A 20,818-nucleotide genomic window follows, 5' to 3' on the forward strand; every position below is an offset into this window, starting at 1 on the left:
GTCCCGGGGCCGGCGATTGCAATCCCGCCAGCCCCGCCGCATAATCCCGCCTCAACCCTGATCGAGAATCGTTTGCTTTTACCCGGACAAACGATGCTGCGTCGGCAGGGCCAAGGAGGCTGGGACCATGAGCGCGGGCAAGACCGCATGCGCGCCTGACATCGCAGGTGTCTATCGCGACAACCATCGCTGGCTGCAGGACTGGCTGCGCCGCCGCCTGGGCAATGCCTGGGAGGCGGCCGACCTGGCGCAGGAAGCCTTCGTGCGCCTGCTGGCAGCCCCCCGGACGTTCTCGGACACGGGCCATGCGCGCGCCTACCTGCGCGGCATGGCCAACCATCTCTGCGTCGACCTGTGGCGCCGCCGGGAGATCGAACAGGCGTGGCTGGAGATGTTGGCCGCCCAGCCCCCCGCCACCCTGCCCTCGGCGGAAGACCAGGTCATCGTCCTGCGAGCGCTGCAGGATATCGACGCCATGCTGCGCGCCCTGCCGGAAAACACCGCGCGCGCCTTCATCCTGACCGCCGCCTGCGGCATGACCCAGCAGGAGGCCGCGCAGGACATGGGCATCTCGGAACGCATGGTCCGCAAGCACGTTGCGCGCGCTGCCTTGCACTGCATGCTGATCGAAGCGCGCCATCCCGCGCCTCCTGCGCCGGCGGAATGAGCGCGAAGGGCCATGCACCGGCCAGCCTGCCGCCGCACGCGGTACTGGAAGAGGCCGCCGACTGGTTCGCGCTGCTCGCATCGGGCCATGCCACCGACGCGGAGCGCGCCGGCTGGCGCGCCTGGCTGGATGCCGAGCCCTCGCATCGGCAGGCCTGGGGTTACCTAGACCGCCTCAGCCAGCGCTTCGAACCGCTGCAGCGCCATGCCGATCCTGCCCAGATTGCCCAGGCCCTGGGCCGTCCCGCTGCCTTGCGCAAAACGCGGCGGCGCACCATCGCCGCCATGGTCCTGCTGGGCGTGGGCGGATGGGCGGCATGGCGGCAGCCCTTGCTGCGAGAGGGCGTGCTGGCGCTGGCCGCCGACTACCGCGGCCAACCGGGCGGCACGCGACAGGCGACACTGCCGGATGGCACCCGTGTCTGGCTGAACGCGGGCAGCGCGATGAACCTGGACTACGGCACCGGCCTGCGGCGCCTGATCCTGCTGAAAGGCGAGATCCTGGTGGACACTGCCCACGAGGCCCGCCCCCTCGTCGTCGACACGGCGCATGGCCGGCTGCGCCCGCTGGGGACGCGATTCACGGTCTGGTCCCGCCCCGAGTCGACCCTGCTCGCGGTGCACCAGGGCGCGGTCGAGGTCAGCCCGGCCCAGGGCAGCGAGCCAAGCGTCGTCGAAGCCGGGCACCAACTGCGCTTCACCGCCAGCCAGATCGGCGCCACGGAACCTGCGGACCCGGCACGCGAAGCCTGGCACCGCGGCATCCTGCTGGCGCGGGACATCCCGTTGTCGGACGTGGTGGAGACCCTGTCGCTCCACTGGCACGGCCATCTCAGCCTGTCGCCCGCAGTGGCCGACTTGCGGGTCGTGGGCGGCTTCCCGCTGCATGATCTGGACCGGACACTGGCGCTGCTGGGCGACGTCGTCCCGATCCAGACGCGCCGTCCTTTCCCCTGGTGGGTCAGCATCGAGGCGAAGCACTGATCCGTCCCGACGGTGCATGCCGCTTTTTTTCTTCTTGCCCGGTTCCGGTTTTTTCGGCCTTGCCCGACTTACAGGGAAAGCCTTTCCTTTCCCATCGATCCATCGCCGGAATCCATGCACGCCTACGCCCCCCGCCCCGCCGCGCACGCCCTGCCGCACCTTGCCCCCGCCAGCCTGTTGCGCCATGCCGCGCTGGCCACCGCGCTCGCCCTGGCCCATCTGCCTGCGGCCCTGGCCCAACCGGCAGGCACGGCCAGTGCCGCGGCCCGTACGTTCACCATCCCTGCCGGCCCGCTGTCGGCGGCGCTGACCCGATATGTCGACCAGTCCGGCGTCTACGTGGCGGGCGCCAGCGAACTGGCCCGGAACCGCCAGAGCCCCGGCCTACAGGGGTCGTACACGCCCCGGCAGGCGCTGGATGCGCTGCTGTCCGGCACCGGCCTGGAAGCCGTGCCGCGCCCCGACGGCTTCATCCTGCGCCCGGCGCCCGCCGCCCCGCAGCCCTCGCAACTGGCGCCGGTCACCGTCCAGGGCACGGCGCCCGACTTCGCCGTGACCGAAGGCTCCGGCTCCTACACCACGCCCGTCATGGGCACGGCGACCAAGCTTGCGCTGTCGCCCCGCGAAACGCCGCAGACGGTTTCCGTCATCACGCAGCAGCGCCTGCGCGACCAGGGGTTATCGACACTGGGCGCGGCCGTCGCCGCCACGCCCGGCCTGACCATGACCAAATGGGGCGGCGAGCGCGAACGCTACACCTCGCGCGGCTTCCAGCTGAACAACGTCATGGTCGATGGCCTGCCGCTGGAATACGAGGAAGCGGCGCTGTCCACCGGGCTCATGTCCATGTATGACCGTGTCGAGTTCGTGCGAGGCGCCTCGGGCCTGATGGAAGGGACGGGCACGCCGGGCGGCTCGATCAACCTGGTGCGCAAGCGCCCCACGCGCGAATTCCGCGGCAGCGCCACGGCCTCGGCCGGCAGTTGGGACAACCACGTCGGCGAACTCGATGCGGGCGGGCCCCTCAACGCGTCGGGCACCCTGCGCGCGCGCGGCGTGGCCGCCCACCAGGAAAAGCGCTCCTTCATCGACGACTACCGGAACAAGCGCTCGCTGCTGTATGGCGTGCTGGAAGCCGACATCCGCGACGACACGCAAGTCACCCTGGGCGCCTCGTACAGCAAGGAAGACAATCCGGGGGTCGATTGGAACGGCATGGGCACGTATCCGGACGGCTCCTTCCTGCCGATCTCCCGCTCCACCCGCATGTCGCCCACCTGGTCGTTCTGGGACAAGGAAAGCGTCACCCTGCTCGGGGCACTGGACCATCAGTTGGGCGGTGGCTGGAAAACCAAGCTGGCCGCAACGTCGATCCAAAGCCAGATGCACATGCTGGGTACCTATGTGGGCGCGTCGAGCCTGGACGCACAAGGCAACCCCTCCATGACGCTGCGCGGCGGCGGATACGACTACGACCGCGACCAGCAAAGCTATGACCTGTCGCTATCCGGGCCATTCCGGCTGCTGGGCCGCGAGCACGACCTGGTGCTGGGCGCCAGCCATCGGCGCACGACGTGGCATGACCAGGGCGGCGGCGCGACGATCAACGGCGACTTCACGCTGGCCACCTTCAACCCGCTGGACTGGGACCCCGCCTCCGTCCCGCTTCCGACCGTCGCCGAATTCGGCACCTGGCAACGCAAGCAGGAAACGAAACAGACTGGCGTCTACGCCATGACCCGCCTGCGCCCCACGGACGCGCTCTCGGTCGTGCTGGGCAGCCGGCTGGACTGGTACGCCTTGGACACCATCCAATACGATGGCGACTGGCCCTATGGCGAATCGAACTACAAGGTCACGCGCAAGGTCACGCCCTATGCAGGCGTGGTCTACGACCTGGACGGCCGGCACAGTGTCTATGCCAGCTGGACCCGCGTCTTCAATCCGCAGAACTACAGCGGCCCAGGCGGCGACCTGCTTGCCCCCCAGGTGGGCAGCAACTACGAGGCCGGCATCAAGGGCGAATACCTGGAAGGCCGCCTGAACGCCAGCGTCGCCGTGTTCCGCATCGACCTGGAGAACCTGCCCGACCAGTTGCCCAGCGACCAGTGCCGCAACGGCCTGAGCAGCTGCTACAGCGCGGCGGGCCTGGTGCGCAGCCAGGGGTTCGAAACCGAGCTCTCGGGCGAGATCCTGCCCGGCTGGCAATTGGCGGCGGGCTATACCTATGCCTCGGCCAAGCGCCGCAGCGACGCCTCGGGCTACGACCCGATTGGCAGCTTTTCCAGCGGCAAGCGCTACGCCACCAACATTCCCCGCCACCTCTTCAAGCTCTTCACCACCTACCGGCTGCCGGTCGATGACGGCCGGTGGCGCGTAGGCGGATCGCTGCACCTGCAGACCCGCATCGAAACGCCCTGGGGCGTGAAACAGGGCGGCTATGCCGTGGTGGGCTTGAACGCCGGCTTCGCGGCCACCAGGCAGCTGGACTTCAACCTGAACCTGAACAATGTCTTCGACCGCCGTTACTACGCCAGCATCGGCTCGATGACCGATGCGAACTTCTTCGGCGAGCCGCGCAACGTGATGCTGACCGCACGCTACGCGTTCTAGGCGCAGGGTCTGCTGCCGGCGGCGACCCGCCGGCAGCAGACCCGCGGCAGGGCGCACGGCTTTCGCCTATCATCCCGCGCACCATGCAGCCCAGCGCCCCCTCTTCCCCGCCCCTTTTCTCCCTCAGCCGCCAGGAACTCGCCCTGATCGGCGTGACCATGATCTGGGGCACCACCTTCCTCGTCGTCCACCTGGCCATGCGGCACAGCGGCCCGCTCTTCTTCGTGGGTGTGCGCTTCGTGGCGGCGGGCCTGCTCAGCATGCTGGTGTTCCGGCGCGTGCTGAAAGGGCTGACGCGCCAGGAGCTTTGGGCGGGGACGGCCATCGGCGCCAGCATCTGCGTGGGCTATGGCTTGCAGACCTATGGCCTGCAGACGCTCAGCAGCAGCAAATCGGCCTTCATCACCGCCATGTACGTGCCGCTGGTGCCGCTGCTGCAGTGGCTGTTGCTGCGCCGCCCGCCCGGCCTCATGAGCCTGCTGGGCATCGCCTTCGCGTTCGCGGGCCTGCTGCTCCTGGCCGGTCCCGAGGCGGGCAGCCTCACCCTGAGCCCCGGCGAATGGGCCACGCTGCTGGGCGCGCTGGCCATTGCCGCAGAGATCATCCTCATCAGCCATTTCGCCCATAAGGTCGACACGCGCCGCGTCACTGTCGTGCAACTGCTTGCCGCAGGGCTGCTGTCGCTGCTGTGCATGCCCATCGCGGGCGAATCCGTGCCGGCTTTCTCCTGGGTGTGGGTGCTGGCGGCATTGGGCCTGGGCGTGGCCAGCGTGCTGATCCAGCTGACCATGAACTGGGCGCAGCGGGCGGTATCGCCCACGCGTGCCACCGTGATCTATGCCAGCGAACCGGTATGGGGTGGCATCGTGGGACGGATCGCGGGGGATCGCCTGCCGGCCGCGGCGCTGCTGGGGGGTGCGTTGATCGTGGTGGGGGTGCTGGTCAGCGAGATGAGGCTGCCGACACGCAAGCGGCCTGCGCAGGCATCCGCCTGACGCTCCCACGGGCTACCGTGGCAGCTCGAGGTCACTGAAGGATGACTATCAGCCCGCTTGCCAGGCACCGCACGCATTGATCGCCAGACAGCCAGAACGCGTGCGTCGACGCTGCCGAATAGGCAGCCAGCCCGACATCCGCTCGTTACAGTGCGTCCAGCCTCGCCATGGATCGCCTCGGGTCAGGCCTGATCAAGGCATCCGGAGCATGTTGGGCACGTAACTCATCCCACCAATGGCGCAGCAAGCGCTCACGATACTCGACGGCCTTGGCATCGGCTGCCGTGGCAAAGGGAATGTGCTGATCACTGATGCGCAGTTGGCTCAAATAATCTTCGAATACCAGCGTTGCGTTGTGCCCGATGTAGAGAGCCAGGTAATAGGTCGACGCCGGATCAGGCATTACCTTGTCGAGAATTTTTTCGCCATCGACACCATCGCGTCCCGCCATTCGGATAATGGCCTTTTCTACCGCAAGTGAGAAATCCTTTTGCAACGTCGGATCAGCCGGTGCACCGAACATCACCGGAACGATGCCAGCGGCATATTCGTGCGTGAACAGCCATTGCAAGTCTTCATCACGCTGAAAGACGTCCAGCACCCGCTCAAACAGCGTCGTCGTGTTGGGCAAGACCGCGCGATGCCTTACCAACCTGTTATTCAACAGTTGATCCTCAACCATAATTACGTTGAAGCGGCACACACCAAGCGTCGCGTCACGTCTTTCCACAATGACGTACTCGCCGTCACGCAACACGCCTTCGAACTTCTCTTTGTCAAACGTGGACATCCGCGCCAAATGTGCCCGCATCGCTTCATCATCCGGCAGATGCGGCAGTACGAAATCATGCAAGCGAACATCACCGACACGGGCCCCGTCCACATTTTGAGCATAAGGCGCTACCCAACCTACCTTTGTGTACAACAGTTCGCTCTTGCCACTCCGCAAAACCATGCTTTCACGGTACTGCTCAGCGTCTCCACGACTGCTAGAGGGCCGCACGCCGCCACCGCACATTGGGGCTGCCGCCACTCGAAGCCGATCCACAAAATAGAGGGACCAGCCCGCCACCGCGCTTTTTCTTGGTAAAGAACCTTTTTCCAGCATCCTGACTGGCGGCGCGGCATCAGGAAAATATTGGCGCAGCGGATCGGGATCGACCCTGGCCGCCTCGGCTCTCGCGGCAGCTGCGTCATAGGTCGCTCTCTCCAACGTCCGTACAGACTGACCAACTGGCGCGCAGCCAGACAACATTGCGACCATGCACAGCGCACCGCAAAGCGGCCTGTGTGGGAGACTGACTGACGACCACATCATGACGACAAGATTCTTCATGGACAAAGGCACTCGCGTATCAAAAAAAGGAACACTCGATTATTCCTGTCCAACACGCTGCCAAATACCAAATTAATCGCCGATCATTGCCGTTAAATCACCAATACGAAATCATCGAGACCATGACGGGCCCGGATCGCTGCAAATACTGCGATCAAGCCTCCGGCGCCACCGACGCCCCCTGTATCCCATGCCGCGCCAGCGCCTCGGCCACGAAGCCGGACGCCTTCATATCCTCCACGAACGCAGCCAGTTCGCGCGCCGCGTCTTCGCCGCGATCCCGCCGCAGCCCCATCGCCTGCTGGATCACCATGAAGCGCCCGGGCAGCAGCCGCAATCCCGGCGCCTGGGCAACCCCCATCTGCAGCTGTTGCCGCACGCCGGCCGCCACGTCATGGCCATGCGCCAGGAAATGCGCCACGACGGCGGGCGACGAAGGCGCGCGCTCGATGGTGGCGTGCTTCAGTTCGCGCGTCAGGAAGAGGTCATAGGCGCTGCCCTTGCCCACGGTCACCACCGTGCCGGGTCGGTCCACCTGATCGTTGCCCTGTAGCGGTGAGTCGGCTTTCACCAGGTAGCTGCCCTCGATCAACACATAGGGCGCAGTGAACGCGATATGCTCACCGCGCTTGGGATCGACGGCGAAGAAACCGACATCCGCCTGTCCCTGTTCCACCGCCTCCACCGACTTGCCGGCGGTGTCCCACACCACCAGTTCCAGCGGCAGCGCCAGGCGCCGCGCCAGTTCGTGGGCAAGATCGATGGAGACGCCGCGCGGCTCGCCGGTCGCCGGGTCGGTGCCGGCCAGGATGGGATTGCCCAGATTGATGGAGGCGCGCAAGGTGCCGGTGGGGGCAAAGGCGTTCAACAGCGTCGGGGAATGGCTCATGATCGTCTCGCAACACGAAGGGGATGAGGACTGGCGGGCGTGTCCTGCAGCATAACGGGAATGCGCCGGCCCGTGACCCGCATGCTCATGCCGGCAGGCCAGGCAGCGGCACGACCGTGCCTTCCACGCAGGCTGCCAGCGCGTCGCCTGCCCCGACGTCCACCATCCATCCCCCCGTGAAATCGGAAAATGCCGGCAATACGGTCTCGGCCGGCCGCAGCCAGAATACCGGCCAGGCGCGCTTCACCCCAGGCACGCGCGCCTTGGGATGCACGTGGCCCGCGATGACGTGCCGGCCTTGCGGGTCGGGACCTGGCGCGTGACGGAACAGGAAGGGTCCGTCCGCGCAGGCGCTGCCCAATTGCCGCACGCCCAGCGCCTCGGGATCCAGTGCACGGTCATGGTTGCCTGCGATCACCGCGACATCCAGGCTGCCCTGCCCCTGCCGCCAGGCCATCCAGGCATCGCGCCAAGCTGCCCGCTCGGCCGGACCGTGCAGCAGGTCGCCGACGATCCATACTGCACGCGCCTGTGTCAGGCCGACCAGGCTGTCCAGGCGGCGCAGGTCCTCCTGCGTCGCGCCGCTGGGCACGGCGATGCCCGCCTGCCGGAACACATGGCTCTTGCCCAGGTGCAGGTCGGCAATGACGAGGCGCTGCCGCGCTGGCCAGTACAGGGCACGCTCGCCCAGCAGCACCACGGCCTCGCCCGCGAGCACGACGCTCAGCGCGTGGTCAGGCGAGGCGTGCATAACGTTTCTGCAGTTGCGCCGCCGCCCGTGCCACGCGGGTCTGCCAGGTCTCGGTGCTGAGCTGCCCGCGCAGGCTTTCCGTCCACAAGGGGAAGGACAAGGGCGTCAAGGCCTTCGGTTCGCACAGCGCCAGGCTGCGACCCTGGCAATCCCGCAAGGCGGCCAGCAACCGTGGCGCTTCCAGCTGGAATTCGAAGACCTCGCGCTCGGCTTGCGCCAGCAGCAGGTGGCCGGGGTCATAGCGGCGCAGCACGTCATAGAGCAGGCCGCTGGACGCCTGCACCTGCCGCAGCGACTTCGCCGCGCGGCCCGGCAGCGAGGGCACCAGCAGTCCCGCCACCCTGGCGATCTCGCGGAACTGGCGGCGCGCCAGCTCGCCCAGGTTGACGCCTTCGCGCAGGTCGTCCATGACCCCGGCCGGATCCATCAGTCGGCGCAACAGCGCCTCATCCAGCTCGGCGGTCTCGGCCAAGGTCAGCATGAAGCCATAGTCGTTGACGGTGTATGAAAAGGTATTGGCCTGGACCCTGCCCCAGCGCAAGGCCATCAGGGCGGCCAGGGCCTCGTGCACGGCCCGTCCCGCGAAGGGAAACAGGAACAGGTGCATGCCCTTGCGCGTGACGATGCGCTCCGCCACCAGCCTGCCGCTGTCGGGCAAGGCGCTGGCGTCTGCCTGGATGCGCAGCAGCGACGCCACGGCGCGCATCTCGGGATGCGTGCCCGGATGCGCATACAGCCGCTCCACCTCGCGCGCCAATTGCGTGGACAAGGGCATGCGGCCGCCCTGCCACGTGGCCACGGGCCCATCGCCGTCCTTGGCGCGGCGCACATACGCCGTCATGCCTTCCAGGCGGACCAGCTGCAGCGTCCGTCCCGCGAACTGGAAACGGTCGCCGGGCCGCAAGCGCGCCAGGAATCCTTCCTCGACCGAGCCCAGGCCGCCGCCGCGCAGGTATTTCACCGACACGGCACCGTCGGACGTGATGGTGCCGATCGACAGGCGGTGCCGCAACGCGATGCGCCGGTCGGGCACGCGATAGCAACCCTCGGCGTCGATCTCGACGCGCCGGAACTCCGGATAGTTGGACAGCGCCTGGCCGCCTTGCACGATGAAGTCCAGCACCGCCTGCCAGGTGGCGCGGTCCAGCCCGGCATAGGCATGCGTGCCACGCACTTCCTCATACAAGGCATCCGCCTGGAAACCGCCGCCCAGCGCCAGGGTCACGGCATGCTGGGCCAGCACGTCCAGGCTGCCACGCGGCGGCGGACGGGACTCGATGCCGCCATGCGCGATGGCCGCGCGGGCCGCCGCGTACTCAATGAGTTCCAGCGCCTGCGCGGGCACGCAGATCACGTGGCCCGATTCACCGGGCCGATGCTTCGCCCGCCCCGCGCGCTGCAACAGCCTGCCCACGCCCTTGGGGCTGCCCACCTGCAACACCTGGTCCACGGCGGGGAAATCCACGCCCAGGTCCAGGCTGGAGGTGGCGACGACGCAGCGCATGCTGCCATCGCGCAAACCCTGCTCGGCCAATGCCCGCAACTTGGGGTCCAGCGAACCATGATGCAGCGCCAGCGTGGCGGGGCTCTCCGGCCAGATGGACGCCAGCGCCCGGTGCCACAGCTCCGCCTGCGCCCGTGTATTGGTGAACAGCAGGCTGGCGCGCACGTCGAACAGGCGCTTGAAGACGCGTGGCAACTGGGACAGGCCCAGGTGCCCGGCCCACGGCAGCCTGCCGTCGCGCTCGGGCATCAGGGTCGAGATCGTGACCTTGCGCGGCTTGGCGCCCGAAACGCTCACGCTGTCCGGCGCTTGCGGCAGCAATACCTCGCGCGCCTCGTCCAGGTTGCCCAGCGTGGCCGACAGGCCCCAGGTCCGATGCCCGGGCGACAGGCGCCGCAACCTTGCCAGGCCCAGCTGCAGCAGCACGCCCCGCTTGTTGCCCAGCAATTCGTGCCATTCGTCCACCACCACGCAACGCAGGGCGCGGAAGCGCGACGATGCGTCCGCATAGGACAGCAGCAAGGCCAGCGACTCCGGCGTGATGACCAGCACATCGGCCTTGCCCTGGCGCGCCAGCCGCTTGTCGCGCGCGGACGCATCGCCCGTGCGCAATGCCACCGTCCATGGCAGGCCCAAACCTTGCACGGTCTGCCCCAGCGCACGCGCCGTGTCCACCGCCAAGGCGCGCAGGGGCGTCACCCACAGCACGCGAGGCCCTTCGCCCGTGACAGGGCGCTGCGCTGCCGGGTCCGACAAGGCCTCCAGCAGGGGGCCGCCGAAAGCCGCCAGCGTCTTGCCGCTGCCGGTGGGCGTATGCAGCAACCCCGACTCGCCATCCAGATAGCGGCGCCAGGTTTCGCGCTGGAACGCAGCGGGCTTCCAACCCTGCGCGGCGAACCAGGCGACCAGCGGAGCGTCCCGGCCTTTGGCCGCCGTCTTGCGCGGGGCGCGCGCGGCAACATTCATCGCGCCAGCGCCTTCAGCGTGTCGAGTCGATCGGCCTCGGCGGCAGGCTTGTCGCGGCGCCAGCGCAGGATGCGCGGAAAACGCACCGCCACGCCGGACTTGTGTCGCCTGGACAGGTTCACGCCTTCGAATCCCAGCTCGAACACCTGCACGGGCTCCACCGAGCGCACCGGCCCGAAGCGCTCGCGCGTGTGGGCCCGCAGCCAGCGGTCCAGTTCCAGGATTTCCTTGTCGTCCAGGCCGGAATACGCCTTGGCCACGGGGACCAGCGCATCGCCCTGCCACACGCCGAAGGTGTAGTCGGTGTACAGCGTGCTGCGCCGGCCATGGCCTGATTGCGCATAGAGCAGCACCGCGTCGATGGTGAGCGGGTCCACTTTCCACTTCCACCAGTCGCCGCGCTTGCGGCCGCTTTGGTACGGCGCACTGGCACGCTTGAGCATGAAGCCTTCCACGCCCCGCTCGCGCGAGGCCTCGCGCAGCGTGGCCGCCGCCGCCCAACTGGGCACCGACACCAGGGGCGACATCACGATCCGGGTATCGGGATGCGCACGCAGCAGCGCTTCCAGCCGCGTCCTGCGCTCGGCCTGGGGCAGCTCGCGCAGGTCCTCGCCCTCCAGCTCCAGCAGGTCATACGCCAACATCCGGACCGGCGCCTCGGCCAGCCATTTCGGCCCGGGTTTCAGCCGCTGGATGCGCGTCTGCAAGGCAGCGAACGGCATGGGGTCGGCGGCGTCTTCCTGCCAGGCCAGCAGCTCGCCGTCCAGCACGCAATCCACGCCCAGCGCCAGCGCCGCCGTCTCGACTTCGGGGAACCGTCCGTCCAGGCGCTCCTCGCCACGCGACCACAACGCCACCTCGCCATGTCGGCGGATCAACTGCGCGCGGATGCCGTCCCACTTCCACTCGATCTGCCAATCCTCGATCGGCCCCAGCGGCGCAGGCCCGTTCTCCAACGGCGATGCCAGGAAGAAGGGATAGGGCTGCTGGCGGTCTCCCGGCAATTCCTTTTCGCTCAACAGATCGCGCAGGAAATCCGGACTGGGCTGCCAGGTGCCCAGCATCCGCTGGGCGATGCGCGCAATCGGCACGCCGGAATGCTCGGCCAGGGCCTGCTGCACCATGCGCTGCGAGACCCCCACGCGCAACGCGCCGGTCAGCAGCTTGTTGAAGACCAGGCGCTCATCGAAGGGCAGGCCGAGCCAGGCCGACACGATCACCGCCTGGCGCTCGGGCTCGTCGCGGTTGGCAACAGGCAGCAGCACCTCCTCGATCCAGTCGGCCAGCCCGCGCTCGGGCGCCGCCGTCTCGGGATCGGGCACCAGCAGCGCCAGGGTCTCGGCCAGGTCGCCCACCTGGTCGTAGCTGGCGTCCACCAGCCAGTCTGGCGTGGCCGACGCCTGCGCCACCCAGGCGCGCAGTTCCCCCGTGCCGGCGATCTTGCGGCGGGCGCCACCCACCTTGCCGCCCGCCAGCAGATACAAGGCCCAGGCCGCATCGCGCGGCGGCGCGTCGCGGAAATAGGCCACCAGCGCCGCCCGCTTGTCCAGCGTGGCCGTGCTGCGGTCCAGTGCCTGGAAGAGCGCCGCGAATCGTTTCATGGCTGGGGGCGCTCCTCAATCATCTTCGCCGTATTGCGTGCGCAGCGTCTCCGCCGCCACGCCGGACTCGTTCAGCACGCGCACCAGTGCCTCGGTATCGCCATGCGTGGCGATCACCCTGCGCGCGCCGGTCTCGCGAATCGTTTGCAACAGGCCCGGCCAATCGGCGTGATCAGACACCACGAACCCCCGGTCCATGTTGCGCCGCCTGCGATTGCCGCGCAGCCGCATCCAGCCGGACGCGAAGCCGTGCTGTGCGTGACGGAAGCGCCGCAGCCACGCACTGCCGGCCGCGGACGGCGGCGCGATGACCAGCTCGCCCGCGAAGTCCGTGGTCTTGCGCGCGGCCTTGCCCTCGGGATCGATGACCGGCAGGGTGTCGGACAACGCAATCCCCGCGCTGCGATACACGTCCACGCCCGCGGCGATGGCGCCATGCAACAGCACCGGCCGGTCCATGAAAGGCTGCAGCTCCGCCAGCACACGCTGCGCCTTGCCCAGCGCATAGCAATACAGGATCGCCGTTACCCCACGCGCGGCGCAGTGCTCGCGCCATTGCGCGATGTCTTGCGCGACGTCGCGCGTGCTCGGCCAGCGGTAGATGGGCAGGCCAAAGGTGGCTTCGGTGATGAAGGTGTCGCAACGCACGACCTCGAAGGGCGCGCAGGTGGGATCGGCTTGCCGCTTGTAGTCGCCGGACACCACCCACACCTCGCCGCCGGCCTCGATGCGCACCTGGGCAGAGCCCAGCACATGACCCGCGGGATGCAGGGACACGCGCGTGCCGCCCAGCGTGAAGACCTCGCCATAGTCATGGACGTGGTATTCCTGTTCGCCCAGCCGCCATTGCAGGATGGGCAGGCCCGCCGCGCTGGTGTGATAGCGGCCCATGCCCACGCGGGCGTGGTCGCCGTGGCCGTGCGTGAGCACCGCGGTCTCCACGGGACGCCAGGGATCGATATAAAAACGCCCGGCCGGGCAATACAGGCCTTCCGGGCGTAGCTGCACGAGATCGGGCAAGACGGACTCCGGCTTGCTGCGCGGCGCGACGTGCGCCGCTGACAGGGTCTGACGGTTATACCGCGAGCCGCCGGTACGGAAGGCATGCAGACGCTACCAGTCGTAATGCCTGGCAGTCACCCCGCCCGCACGTGCGCCAGCAGTGCCTGCATCGGGTGCCGCAGGCTGCGCCCCGACAGCCGCTTGGCCTGGCTGCGGCAGGAATAACCGGTAGCCAGCGCCTCGCCCTGCTCGTCGCCGGCGTTCACCTGGGCCTCCCAGGACTGCGCATAGATCTCGCGCGAGGTCTCCTGGTTGCGCGTTTCATGGCCATAGGTGCCCGACATCCCGCAACAACCGGTGGCCTGCACCTTCAATTCCAGCCCGAAACGCTGGAACACCCGCGTCCACTGGCTGCTGCTGTCCGTCGCGTTGGTCTTCTCGGTGCAATGCGCCAACAGCCGGTAACGCTTGCCGGTGGCCGCCCGGCCCAGGTCGGCGGGCAGGCGGTCCAGCAGCCACTCCTGCGGCAAGGCCACTTGCGGCACCTCGCCGATGCCGTCCACCTTCAGGTACTCCTGGCGATAGACCAGCGTCATGGCGGGATCCAGCCCGACCAGCGGCACGTTCGTATCGGCCAGGGCCTTCAGGCCGCGCGCATTGCGGATGGCAGCCTTGGCGAAGGCATGCAGGAAGCCTTGCACATGCAAGGGCTTGCCGTTGGGCATCAGCGGCGCCAGCCAGACGCGGAAGCCCAGCCGCGAGGCCAGCTCCACGAACTCGGCCAGTTGCGCCGTTTCGAAATAACGGGTGAAGCTGTCCTGCACCAGCACGACACTGCGTGCGCGCTCGGGAACAGGCAACGCGGCCAAGGCCTCGGGGGTCGCCGGCTGGACCTCCCAGGCCTTCAACACGGCGGCCAGGTCGGCACGGTCGATCATCGGGCTGTCGACCATGCCCACGCGCTCGGCCAGCAGCTTGCGCGCCCAGCCGCTGCCCATGACGCCGTTGTACAGCGCAGGCACTTTCGCGAACCAGGGAATGGTGAACTCCAGCGACCCGATCAGGTAGTCGCGCGCTGGACGGCGGTAGCGCTGGTGATACAGCTGCAGGAAGCGCGAGCGGAAATCGGGCACGTTGACCTTGATGGGGCACTGTCCCGCACAGGACTTGCAGGCCAGGCAACCCGCCATGGCGTCATAGACCTCGTGGGAAAAGTCCTCGCTGGCCGGCGCGGGCGCCGCGCCGCCACGGCCCTTGCGCCACGGACCGCGCCAGAACGGCGTGCGTTGCGCGGCGGCCTTCAGCACGTCGACGCCCGCCTCGCCCTGCAGGCGCAGCCATTCGCGCATCAGCGACGCGCGCCCCTTGGGCGAATGCACGCGCTGGCGCGTGGCCTTCCACGAGGGACACATGGCATCGTCGGGATCGAAGTTGTAGCAGGCGCCATTGCCGTTGCAATGCATGGCCGCGCCATAGTGCTGCCACACCCGCTCGTCGATCTGGCGGTCCTGCTCGCCGCGCGTGGGCACCTCGTCCACCTTCAGCAACAGGGTCCGGGCATGCTCGGGCGTGGCGATCTTGCCAGGATTGAACTGGTTGCGCGGATCGAAGGCCGCCTTCAGCTGCTGCAGAGAGGGATACAGTTCGCCGAAGAAGGCCGGCGCATATTCCGAGCGCACGCCCTTGCCATGCTCGCCCCACAGCAAGCCGCCATAGCGCTGCGTGAGCGCCGCCACGCCATCGCTGATGGGCCGCACCAGCGCGGCCTGCCTGGGATCCTTCATGTCCAGCGCCGGCCGCACGTGCAGCACGCCGGCATCGACGTGGCCGAACATGCCGTATTGCAGGCCGTAGGAGTCCAGCAGCGCGCGGAACTCGGCGATGAAATCAGCCAGGTGCTCGGGCGGCACGGCGGTGTCTTCCACGAAAGGCTGCGGCCGGGCTTCGCCCTGGACATTGCCCAGCAGGCCCACGGCGCGCTTGCGCATGGCATACACCCGCTTGACCGCGGGCGTGCCCACGGCCAGCGTGTGGCCCAGGCGCTCCACCGTCAGGTCTTCGCGCAGGTGGGTAATGAAACCCTGCACCTTGGCATCGACCGCCTCGCGGTCATCGCCGCTGAACTCGATCAGGTTGATGCCCAGCGTCTGGCGCTCGGCGTCCTGCGGAAAATACTCCGCCACGCTGCTCCAGACGAAGTCGTTCATGGCCAGCATCAGCACCTTGGAATCCACCGTCTCGATGGAGAGCGGCTGATGCGCGATCAGCGCGCGCGCGTCGCGCAAGGCGTCCATGAAGCTGGCATAGCGCACGTTCACCAGCACCGAATACTTGGGAATGCGCAGCACGTTCAGGCGCGCCTCCACCACGAAGCCCAGCGAGCCTTCGGCCCCGCACAGCACGCTGTTCAGGTTCAGGCGGCCTTCATCGTCGCGCAGATGGGCCAGGTCGTAGCCGGTCAGGCAGCGGTTCAGCTTCGGGAACTTGGCCTTGATGAGCGCGCCCTGGGTGTCGATGATCTGGCGCGCCTTGCGGGTCACCTGGCCGATGCGGCCCGGCTGCTCGCACTGGCGAGCCAGCGCGTCTTCGGACAACGGCTCGCTGAGCAGCCGTTCGCCGCCCAGCAGCACGAAGTCCAGCGCCAGCACGTGATCGCGGGTCTTGCCGTAGGTACAGCTGCCCTGCCCGCTGGCATCGGTGTTGATCATGCCGCCCAGCGTGGCGCGATTGGACGTGGACAGTTCGGGCGCGAAGAAAAGACCGTGCGGCAGCAACGCCGCGTTCAGCTGGTCCTTCACCACACCCGCCTGCGCGCGCACCCAGCCTTCCTCGACGTTGATCTCCAGGATGCCGTTCATGTGGCGCGACAGATCGACCACCAGGCCGTCGGTCAGCGACTGGCCGTTGGTGCCCGTGCCGCCGCCGCGCGGCGTCACCGCCACCTCGCGGTGCGCGGGATCGTCCAGCAACCTGGCCAGCACCTGCACGTCCTCTGCATGCTTCGGGTACAGCACGGCCTGCGGCAGGCGCTGGTAGATGGAGTTGTCGGTCGCCAGCACCGTGCGGTTGGCGTAGTCGGCGCAGATGTCCCCCTCGAACCCCGCCGCGGCGACGGCGGCCAGGAAGGCCTGGTACTGAGGCAGGAGGGCATGGGTGGGCGACGGTAGCGATTCGATCATGATGGACAAGGCGGGCAGGAAGGGAAGCAGGGTAGCGCCCCGGAAAAACCTTGCATGGCATGCATGGATCAGGGATTCCCAGGCTAGACTGGAAGTATCCCGCTACAACAGGGGCAGCACAAACGGATATTTCCCCACGGAATAGTGCATAAAACTCATGAATTACCGACGCCTGACGCCTTCCATGTCCCTGCTGCTGGTCTTCGAGGCCGCCGCGCGCCACGAAAGCTACACCCGCGCGGCCGAAGAGCTGTCACTGAGCCAGAGCGCCGTGAGCCGTCAGGTGCAGACACTGGAAACGCAGCTGGGCATCAGCCTGTTCCGCCGTGAAGGCCGCTCTGTTCGGCTGACCGGCGGCGGGCGGCGTTATTTCCTGGAACTGAGCGCCGCGCTGGGCCGCATCCGCAGCGCCACGCTGCAGGCCATGTCGCACCAGGCCGGCGTGGGCGCCCTGCAACTGGCGACCTTGCCCACCTTCGGGTCCAAATGGCTGCTGCCCCGGCTGCACGGCTTCTATGAGGCCCACCCCGGCGCCACCGTGCACCTGCATTCACGGATCGGCCCCATCGATTTCAACTCGGGCGAGATCGATGCCGCCATCACGGTGGGCACCGACGATTGGCCTGGCTTGGCGTCGCACCGGCTCTACAACGAGTTCCTGATCGCCATCGCCAGCCCGGCCGCCACGCCCGCCGGGCTGGCGCCCGAGCCCGCCTGGGCAGCCGGCCAGACGCTGCTGACCGTGGCCAGCAATCCGCAGGCGTGGGCGGAGTGGTTTTCCGTGCACGGCCTGGACCACCGCCAGATGCGGGTGGGCCCCAGCTTCGAACTGACCTCCCATCTCATCCAGGCGGTGCGCGCCGGCATGGGCGTCGGGCTGGTCCCCAAGGCGCTGGTGGAGGACGAGTTGCAGCGCGGCGACCTGGTCGCGGTCAGCGAGGCCATCGCCAGCCAGCGGGGGTATTACCTGATCTATCCGCCGCGCAACGAAAGCCTGCCCGCGCTGGCGGCGTTCAAGGAATGGCTGCTGGCGGCGTGCTGACAGCCGCCGGCGCTTCGCCAAGATGTAGTCGATGTATCGATAAATCCATCGCCACGGAGGACGCCCCGCGCGCGGCTTGATTTTCGTAACGATTGCCCGAGGGACAGCCGGCCCCTGGGCTGGCAAGCTGGGGGCAATCCTCACGCAGGCATGCTGCTTGCGCCATTCTTGCCGGATAACGATGCAAGCCTCGACCGCCCCCCTTCCCGGCCCTTCTGCCGGCGATCCGCCAATGGAGCCGCCCGGCTTGGCGTTTCACCGCCTGATCGAGGCAGGGCAGGATCGCCTTCCATTCCCCGGATCGGGGCGAACCTTGCAGCGATGGCGGCACCTGGCACGCATCGGCCAGGCCGACCTGGCGCTTGCCAAGCTGTTCGAAGGCCATGCCGACGCCTTGGCCATCCTGGCCGAACTCGGCGCACCCGCGCCCCCCGCGGGCTCGCGCTGGGGCACGTGGTGCGCCGAGCCGCCCACCCACCGGGTCTGCATCGCGCCCGTGGCCGGACGCCGCGTCCGGCTGGACGGCGCGAAGGCGTGGTGTTCCGGCGCGTCTGACGTCACACATGCACTGCTCAGCGCATGGACTGCGGACGGAAGGCAGTGCCTGGCCGCGCTCGACATGGCCCAGCCTGGCATCGAGATCATCTCGCCGTCCTGGGCCGGCGCGGGCATGGCACGCAGCAACACGGCCGAATTGCGGCTGAGCGGCGTCGTCGCGACGCAGGTCGGCGAACCCGGGGACTACACGCGACGCCCGGGCTTCTGGCAGGGCGGCGCGGGGGTGGCGGCATGCTGGTGGGGAGCTTGCGCCGGCATTGCCAACCATGTCCGCCTGGCCGCGGCGCGCGGTGACGCCCGCTCCCTCCCCCACCTGCACGCGCACCTGGGCGCCATGGATGTGGCGCTCTCGCACAGCGCGGCACTCTTGCGCGAGACCGCCGCGGCAATCGATGCCGCGCCCAGCCGCGGCTTTGCGCGGGAATCCTTGCGGGTCCGGTTGAGCGTCACGCAGACGGCCGAAGACATCCTGGCCCGCGTTGGCCGTGCGTTGGGCCCCGCCCCGCTTTGCCAGTCCCCCGGGCTGGGCCAGCTGGTCTGCGACCTGCCCATCTTCATCCAGCAAAGCCATGCCGAGCGCGACCAGGCCAGCCTGGCTGCGCTTCTCATCGATGAACAGGTGGACGAATGGACGCTGTGAACAGCCGCGTGATCGAGGGCCCCGGCACGTCGGCCCGGCAATGGCAGGCATGGGAAGCCATGCACCCTCCCACCCCCATCAGCGCCGAGGCGCTCGTGCCCCAGGGTCGGCGCGCGGTGGTTGTCGCCCCCCATCCCGATGACGAGGTCCTGGGGACGGGCGGCTTGCTGATGCAACTGTCCCAGGCCGGCCGCGACATTCTGCTGGTGGCGGCCACTGACGGGGAGGCCAGCCACCCGGGGTCGACCCGCTGGCCGGTGGACACGCTGGCACGCGTGCGCGCGCAGGAAAGCGCGGCCGCGCTTGCCGTGCTGGGTGTTCACGCGAGCACGCTGCGGCTGGGCCTGGCGGACGGCGGACTGGCTTCGCAGGAAGCCAGCCTTCGGGCCAGCCTGCTGCGCTGCGTGCGGGCGGGGGACGTGGTGTTCGCGCCCTGGCGGCTGGACGGGCATCCGGACCACGAAGCCGTCACGCGGGCGGCCTTCACCGCCGCCCGCGTGAACTGCGCGCGCGTCGTGGAGGTCCCCATCTGGGGCTGGCACTGGTGCACGCCCGGCGACCCTCGCCTGCCTTGGGACCACGCCCTTGCGGTGGCGCTCAGCCCCACCCAATTGCAGGCCAAGCGCCTGGCCATCCAGCAGTTCCGCAGCCAGGTCGAACCGGACCCCAGCACCGGCCGCCCGGCCATCCTGCCCCCGCACGTGATCGCCCGGCAGTTGCGACCGTCCGAAGTGGTGCTGACATGAGTGCCAGGCAGGACTATTTCGAGCAGCTCTACCAGGATCGCGCCGACCCGTGGCAGGTGCGCAGCAGCTGGTATGAGCAACGCAAGCGCGCCGTGCTGCTCGCCGCGTTGCGGCAGGAAAGCTATCGCAGCGCCTTCGAGCCGGGCTGTGGCACGGGCGAACTGACTGCTGCGCTGGCCCCGCGCTGCGCCAGCGTGCTCGCCTGCGATATCGCGCCGCGGGCGGTCGCGCTGGCGAGCGCGCGGACGGCGGCGTGGCCACATGTACAGGTGCAGGCGCTGTCACTGCCGGCGCAGTGGCCGGCCAGCACGCGGGACGCGTACGACCTGATCGTCGTCAGCGAACTCGCCTATTACCTGGAAGCCGCCGACCTGGCCCGCTTCGTCCGCCTGTGCGTGGCGTCCCTGGCGCCAGCGGGAGAGCTGGTGGTCTGTCATTGGCGGCACGATTTCCATGACAGGCTGCACAGCACCGATACGATCCATGCCGCCTACGACGGGCAACCCACCCTGGCGCGCCTCGGGCGCCACGAGGACCCCGACTTCCTGCTGCAGGCGTGGCGCCGCGGGCCCGCCTGCCCCGCAAAGGAGGCCGCATGATCGGCGTCGTGATTCCTGCCCACAACGAAGCGGCGCTCATCTCGGTCTGCTTGGCGTCCGTCCAGGTGGCCTGTGCCCACCCCGGATTGGCAGGGGAATCCGTGGAAGTGGTGGTCGTCCTGGACGATTGCAGCGATGGCACGGCCCTCATCGCGGCCGCCTACCCTGTCACCTTGCTGTACGCCAGCGCGCGCAATGTCGGCATGGCGCGCGCCCAGGGAGCCCGCCACCTGATCGAGAAAGGCGCGCGCTGGCTGGCTTTCACCGATGCAGACACCAGCGTGTCACCCGACTGGCTGCCGGCGCAACTCGCCTGTCAGGCCGACGCCGTCTGCGGAACGGTCGGCGTGGCGGACTGGTCCGTGTTCCAGGGCGACGCGGCCTTGTTGCAAGCGCACTTCAACGCCACCTACCAGGATGCTGCCAACCACCGTCATGTGCACGGCGCCAACTTCGGCATCAGCGTGCTGGCCTATCTGCGCGCTGGCGGCTTTCCCGCGCTGGCATGCAGCGAGGACCAGGCACTGGTGGACACGCTGGTCGCACTGGGCGTGCACATCGCCTGGAGCGCCGCGCCGCGGGTCCTGACCAGCGCACGCCAAGACCCGCGCGCGGCTGGCGGTTTCGGCGATGCCTTGCGTGCAGCCCTGCTGCGCTGCCGGGAACAGGCTGGTGCGGCGCCTCCCCTTGCGGGGAGCAACCCAGCGGCGTAATTCGCGCGTGCGCCGCCTCGGCGTGGCCAGCCTG

General features: G+C 68.5%; 16 protein-coding genes. 9 read left to right on the top strand and 7 right to left on the bottom strand.

Going from position 1 to position 20,818, the window contains the following annotated elements:
- The first annotated feature begins 127 nt into the window (after positions 1 to 127).
- The 4 genes from ODI_RS17835 to ODI_RS17850 all read left to right on the top strand — a co-directional run bounded on the left by ODI_RS17835 (position 128) and on the right by ODI_RS17850 (position 5,258).
- Entirely contained in the window at positions 128 to 667 is a 540-nt protein-coding gene (locus ODI_RS17835) for a sigma-70 family RNA polymerase sigma factor (RefSeq protein WP_067748730.1), read from the top strand.
- Positions 664 to 1,650, top strand: a complete 987-nt coding sequence (locus ODI_RS17840) for a FecR domain-containing protein (RefSeq protein ID WP_074046751.1) — start codon at positions 664 to 666, stop codon at positions 1,648 to 1,650. Before ODI_RS17835 ends, ODI_RS17840 begins: the two co-directional genes overlap by 4 nt.
- A 114-nt stretch (positions 1,651 to 1,764) precedes the next feature.
- Entirely contained in the window at positions 1,765 to 4,263 is a 2,499-nt protein-coding gene (locus ODI_RS17845; RefSeq protein ID WP_067748727.1) for a TonB-dependent siderophore receptor, read from the top strand.
- A gap of 83 nt (positions 4,264 to 4,346) precedes the next feature.
- Entirely contained in the window at positions 4,347 to 5,258 is a 912-nt protein-coding gene (locus ODI_RS17850; RefSeq protein ID WP_067748724.1) for a DMT family transporter, read from the top strand.
- 145 nt (positions 5,259 to 5,403) lie between these two features.
- On the opposite strand, the gene ODI_RS22360 is transcribed toward ODI_RS17850, so the two are convergent.
- From ODI_RS22360 to ydiJ, 7 genes are all read right to left on the bottom strand, one after another.
- Positions 5,404 to 6,594: a hypothetical protein gene (locus ODI_RS22360; protein WP_157929783.1), complete on the bottom strand. Its 1,191-nt coding sequence runs from the start codon at positions 6,592 to 6,594 to the stop codon at positions 5,404 to 5,406.
- A 154-nt stretch (positions 6,595 to 6,748) separates the two neighbouring features.
- On the bottom strand, positions 6,749 to 7,483 hold the full coding sequence (locus ODI_RS17860; RefSeq protein ID WP_067748718.1) for an ABC transporter substrate-binding protein: 735 nt from the start codon (positions 7,481 to 7,483) through the stop codon (positions 6,749 to 6,751).
- A gap of 85 nt (positions 7,484 to 7,568) precedes the next feature.
- The gene (gene pdeM / locus ODI_RS17865) at positions 7,569 to 8,234 is read right to left on the bottom strand and encodes a ligase-associated DNA damage response endonuclease PdeM (protein WP_067748715.1); all 666 of its coding nucleotides are present in this window, start codon (positions 8,232 to 8,234) and stop codon (positions 7,569 to 7,571) included.
- Complete coding sequence (locus tag ODI_RS17870; protein WP_082985108.1) at positions 8,218 to 10,704, bottom strand: ligase-associated DNA damage response DEXH box helicase; 2,487 nt, start codon at positions 10,702 to 10,704, stop codon at positions 8,218 to 8,220. Before ODI_RS17870 ends, pdeM begins: the two co-directional genes overlap by 17 nt.
- Positions 10,701 to 12,305 (bottom strand): ATP-dependent DNA ligase, encoded by a 1,605-nt coding sequence (locus ODI_RS17875; RefSeq protein ID WP_067748712.1) that lies wholly within the window; start codon positions 12,303 to 12,305, stop codon positions 10,701 to 10,703. The genes ODI_RS17870 and ODI_RS17875 overlap by 4 nt, the downstream gene beginning before the upstream one ends.
- Positions 12,306 to 12,320: 15 nt before the next feature.
- On the bottom strand, positions 12,321 to 13,325 hold the full coding sequence (locus ODI_RS17880; RefSeq protein WP_067748709.1) for a ligase-associated DNA damage response exonuclease: 1,005 nt from the start codon (positions 13,323 to 13,325) through the stop codon (positions 12,321 to 12,323).
- A gap of 116 nt (positions 13,326 to 13,441) precedes the next feature.
- The gene (ydiJ, locus tag ODI_RS17885) at positions 13,442 to 16,489 is read right to left on the bottom strand and encodes a D-2-hydroxyglutarate dehydrogenase YdiJ (RefSeq protein ID WP_408635954.1); all 3,048 of its coding nucleotides are present in this window, start codon (positions 16,487 to 16,489) and stop codon (positions 13,442 to 13,444) included.
- 154 nt (positions 16,490 to 16,643) lie between these two features.
- Here ydiJ and ODI_RS17890 point away from each other — a divergent pair, with 154 nt between their 5' ends.
- The 5 genes from ODI_RS17890 to ODI_RS17910 all read left to right on the top strand — a co-directional run bounded on the left by ODI_RS17890 (position 16,644) and on the right by ODI_RS17910 (position 20,784).
- The gene (locus ODI_RS17890) at positions 16,644 to 17,528 is read left to right on the top strand and encodes a LysR substrate-binding domain-containing protein (protein WP_067748706.1); all 885 of its coding nucleotides are present in this window, start codon (positions 16,644 to 16,646) and stop codon (positions 17,526 to 17,528) included.
- A gap of 313 nt (positions 17,529 to 17,841) precedes the next feature.
- Complete coding sequence (locus ODI_RS17895) at positions 17,842 to 18,726, top strand: acyl-CoA dehydrogenase (protein ID WP_231968087.1); 885 nt, start codon at positions 17,842 to 17,844, stop codon at positions 18,724 to 18,726.
- Positions 18,714 to 19,472 (top strand): PIG-L deacetylase family protein, encoded by a 759-nt coding sequence (locus ODI_RS17900; RefSeq protein ID WP_067748701.1) that lies wholly within the window; start codon positions 18,714 to 18,716, stop codon positions 19,470 to 19,472. The genes ODI_RS17895 and ODI_RS17900 overlap by 13 nt, the downstream gene beginning before the upstream one ends.
- Positions 19,469 to 20,071 (top strand): SAM-dependent methyltransferase, encoded by a 603-nt coding sequence (locus ODI_RS17905; protein ID WP_067748700.1) that lies wholly within the window; start codon positions 19,469 to 19,471, stop codon positions 20,069 to 20,071. The genes ODI_RS17900 and ODI_RS17905 overlap by 4 nt, the downstream gene beginning before the upstream one ends.
- The gene (locus ODI_RS17910) at positions 20,068 to 20,784 is read left to right on the top strand and encodes a glycosyltransferase (protein WP_067748698.1); all 717 of its coding nucleotides are present in this window, start codon (positions 20,068 to 20,070) and stop codon (positions 20,782 to 20,784) included. Before ODI_RS17905 ends, ODI_RS17910 begins: the two co-directional genes overlap by 4 nt.
- The last annotated feature ends 34 nt before the right edge of the window (positions 20,785 to 20,818 follow it).

The sequence above is a fragment of the Orrella dioscoreae genome (assembly GCF_900089455.2).
In the GTDB taxonomy this organism is placed as follows: domain Bacteria; phylum Pseudomonadota; class Gammaproteobacteria; order Burkholderiales; family Burkholderiaceae_B; genus Orrella; species Orrella dioscoreae.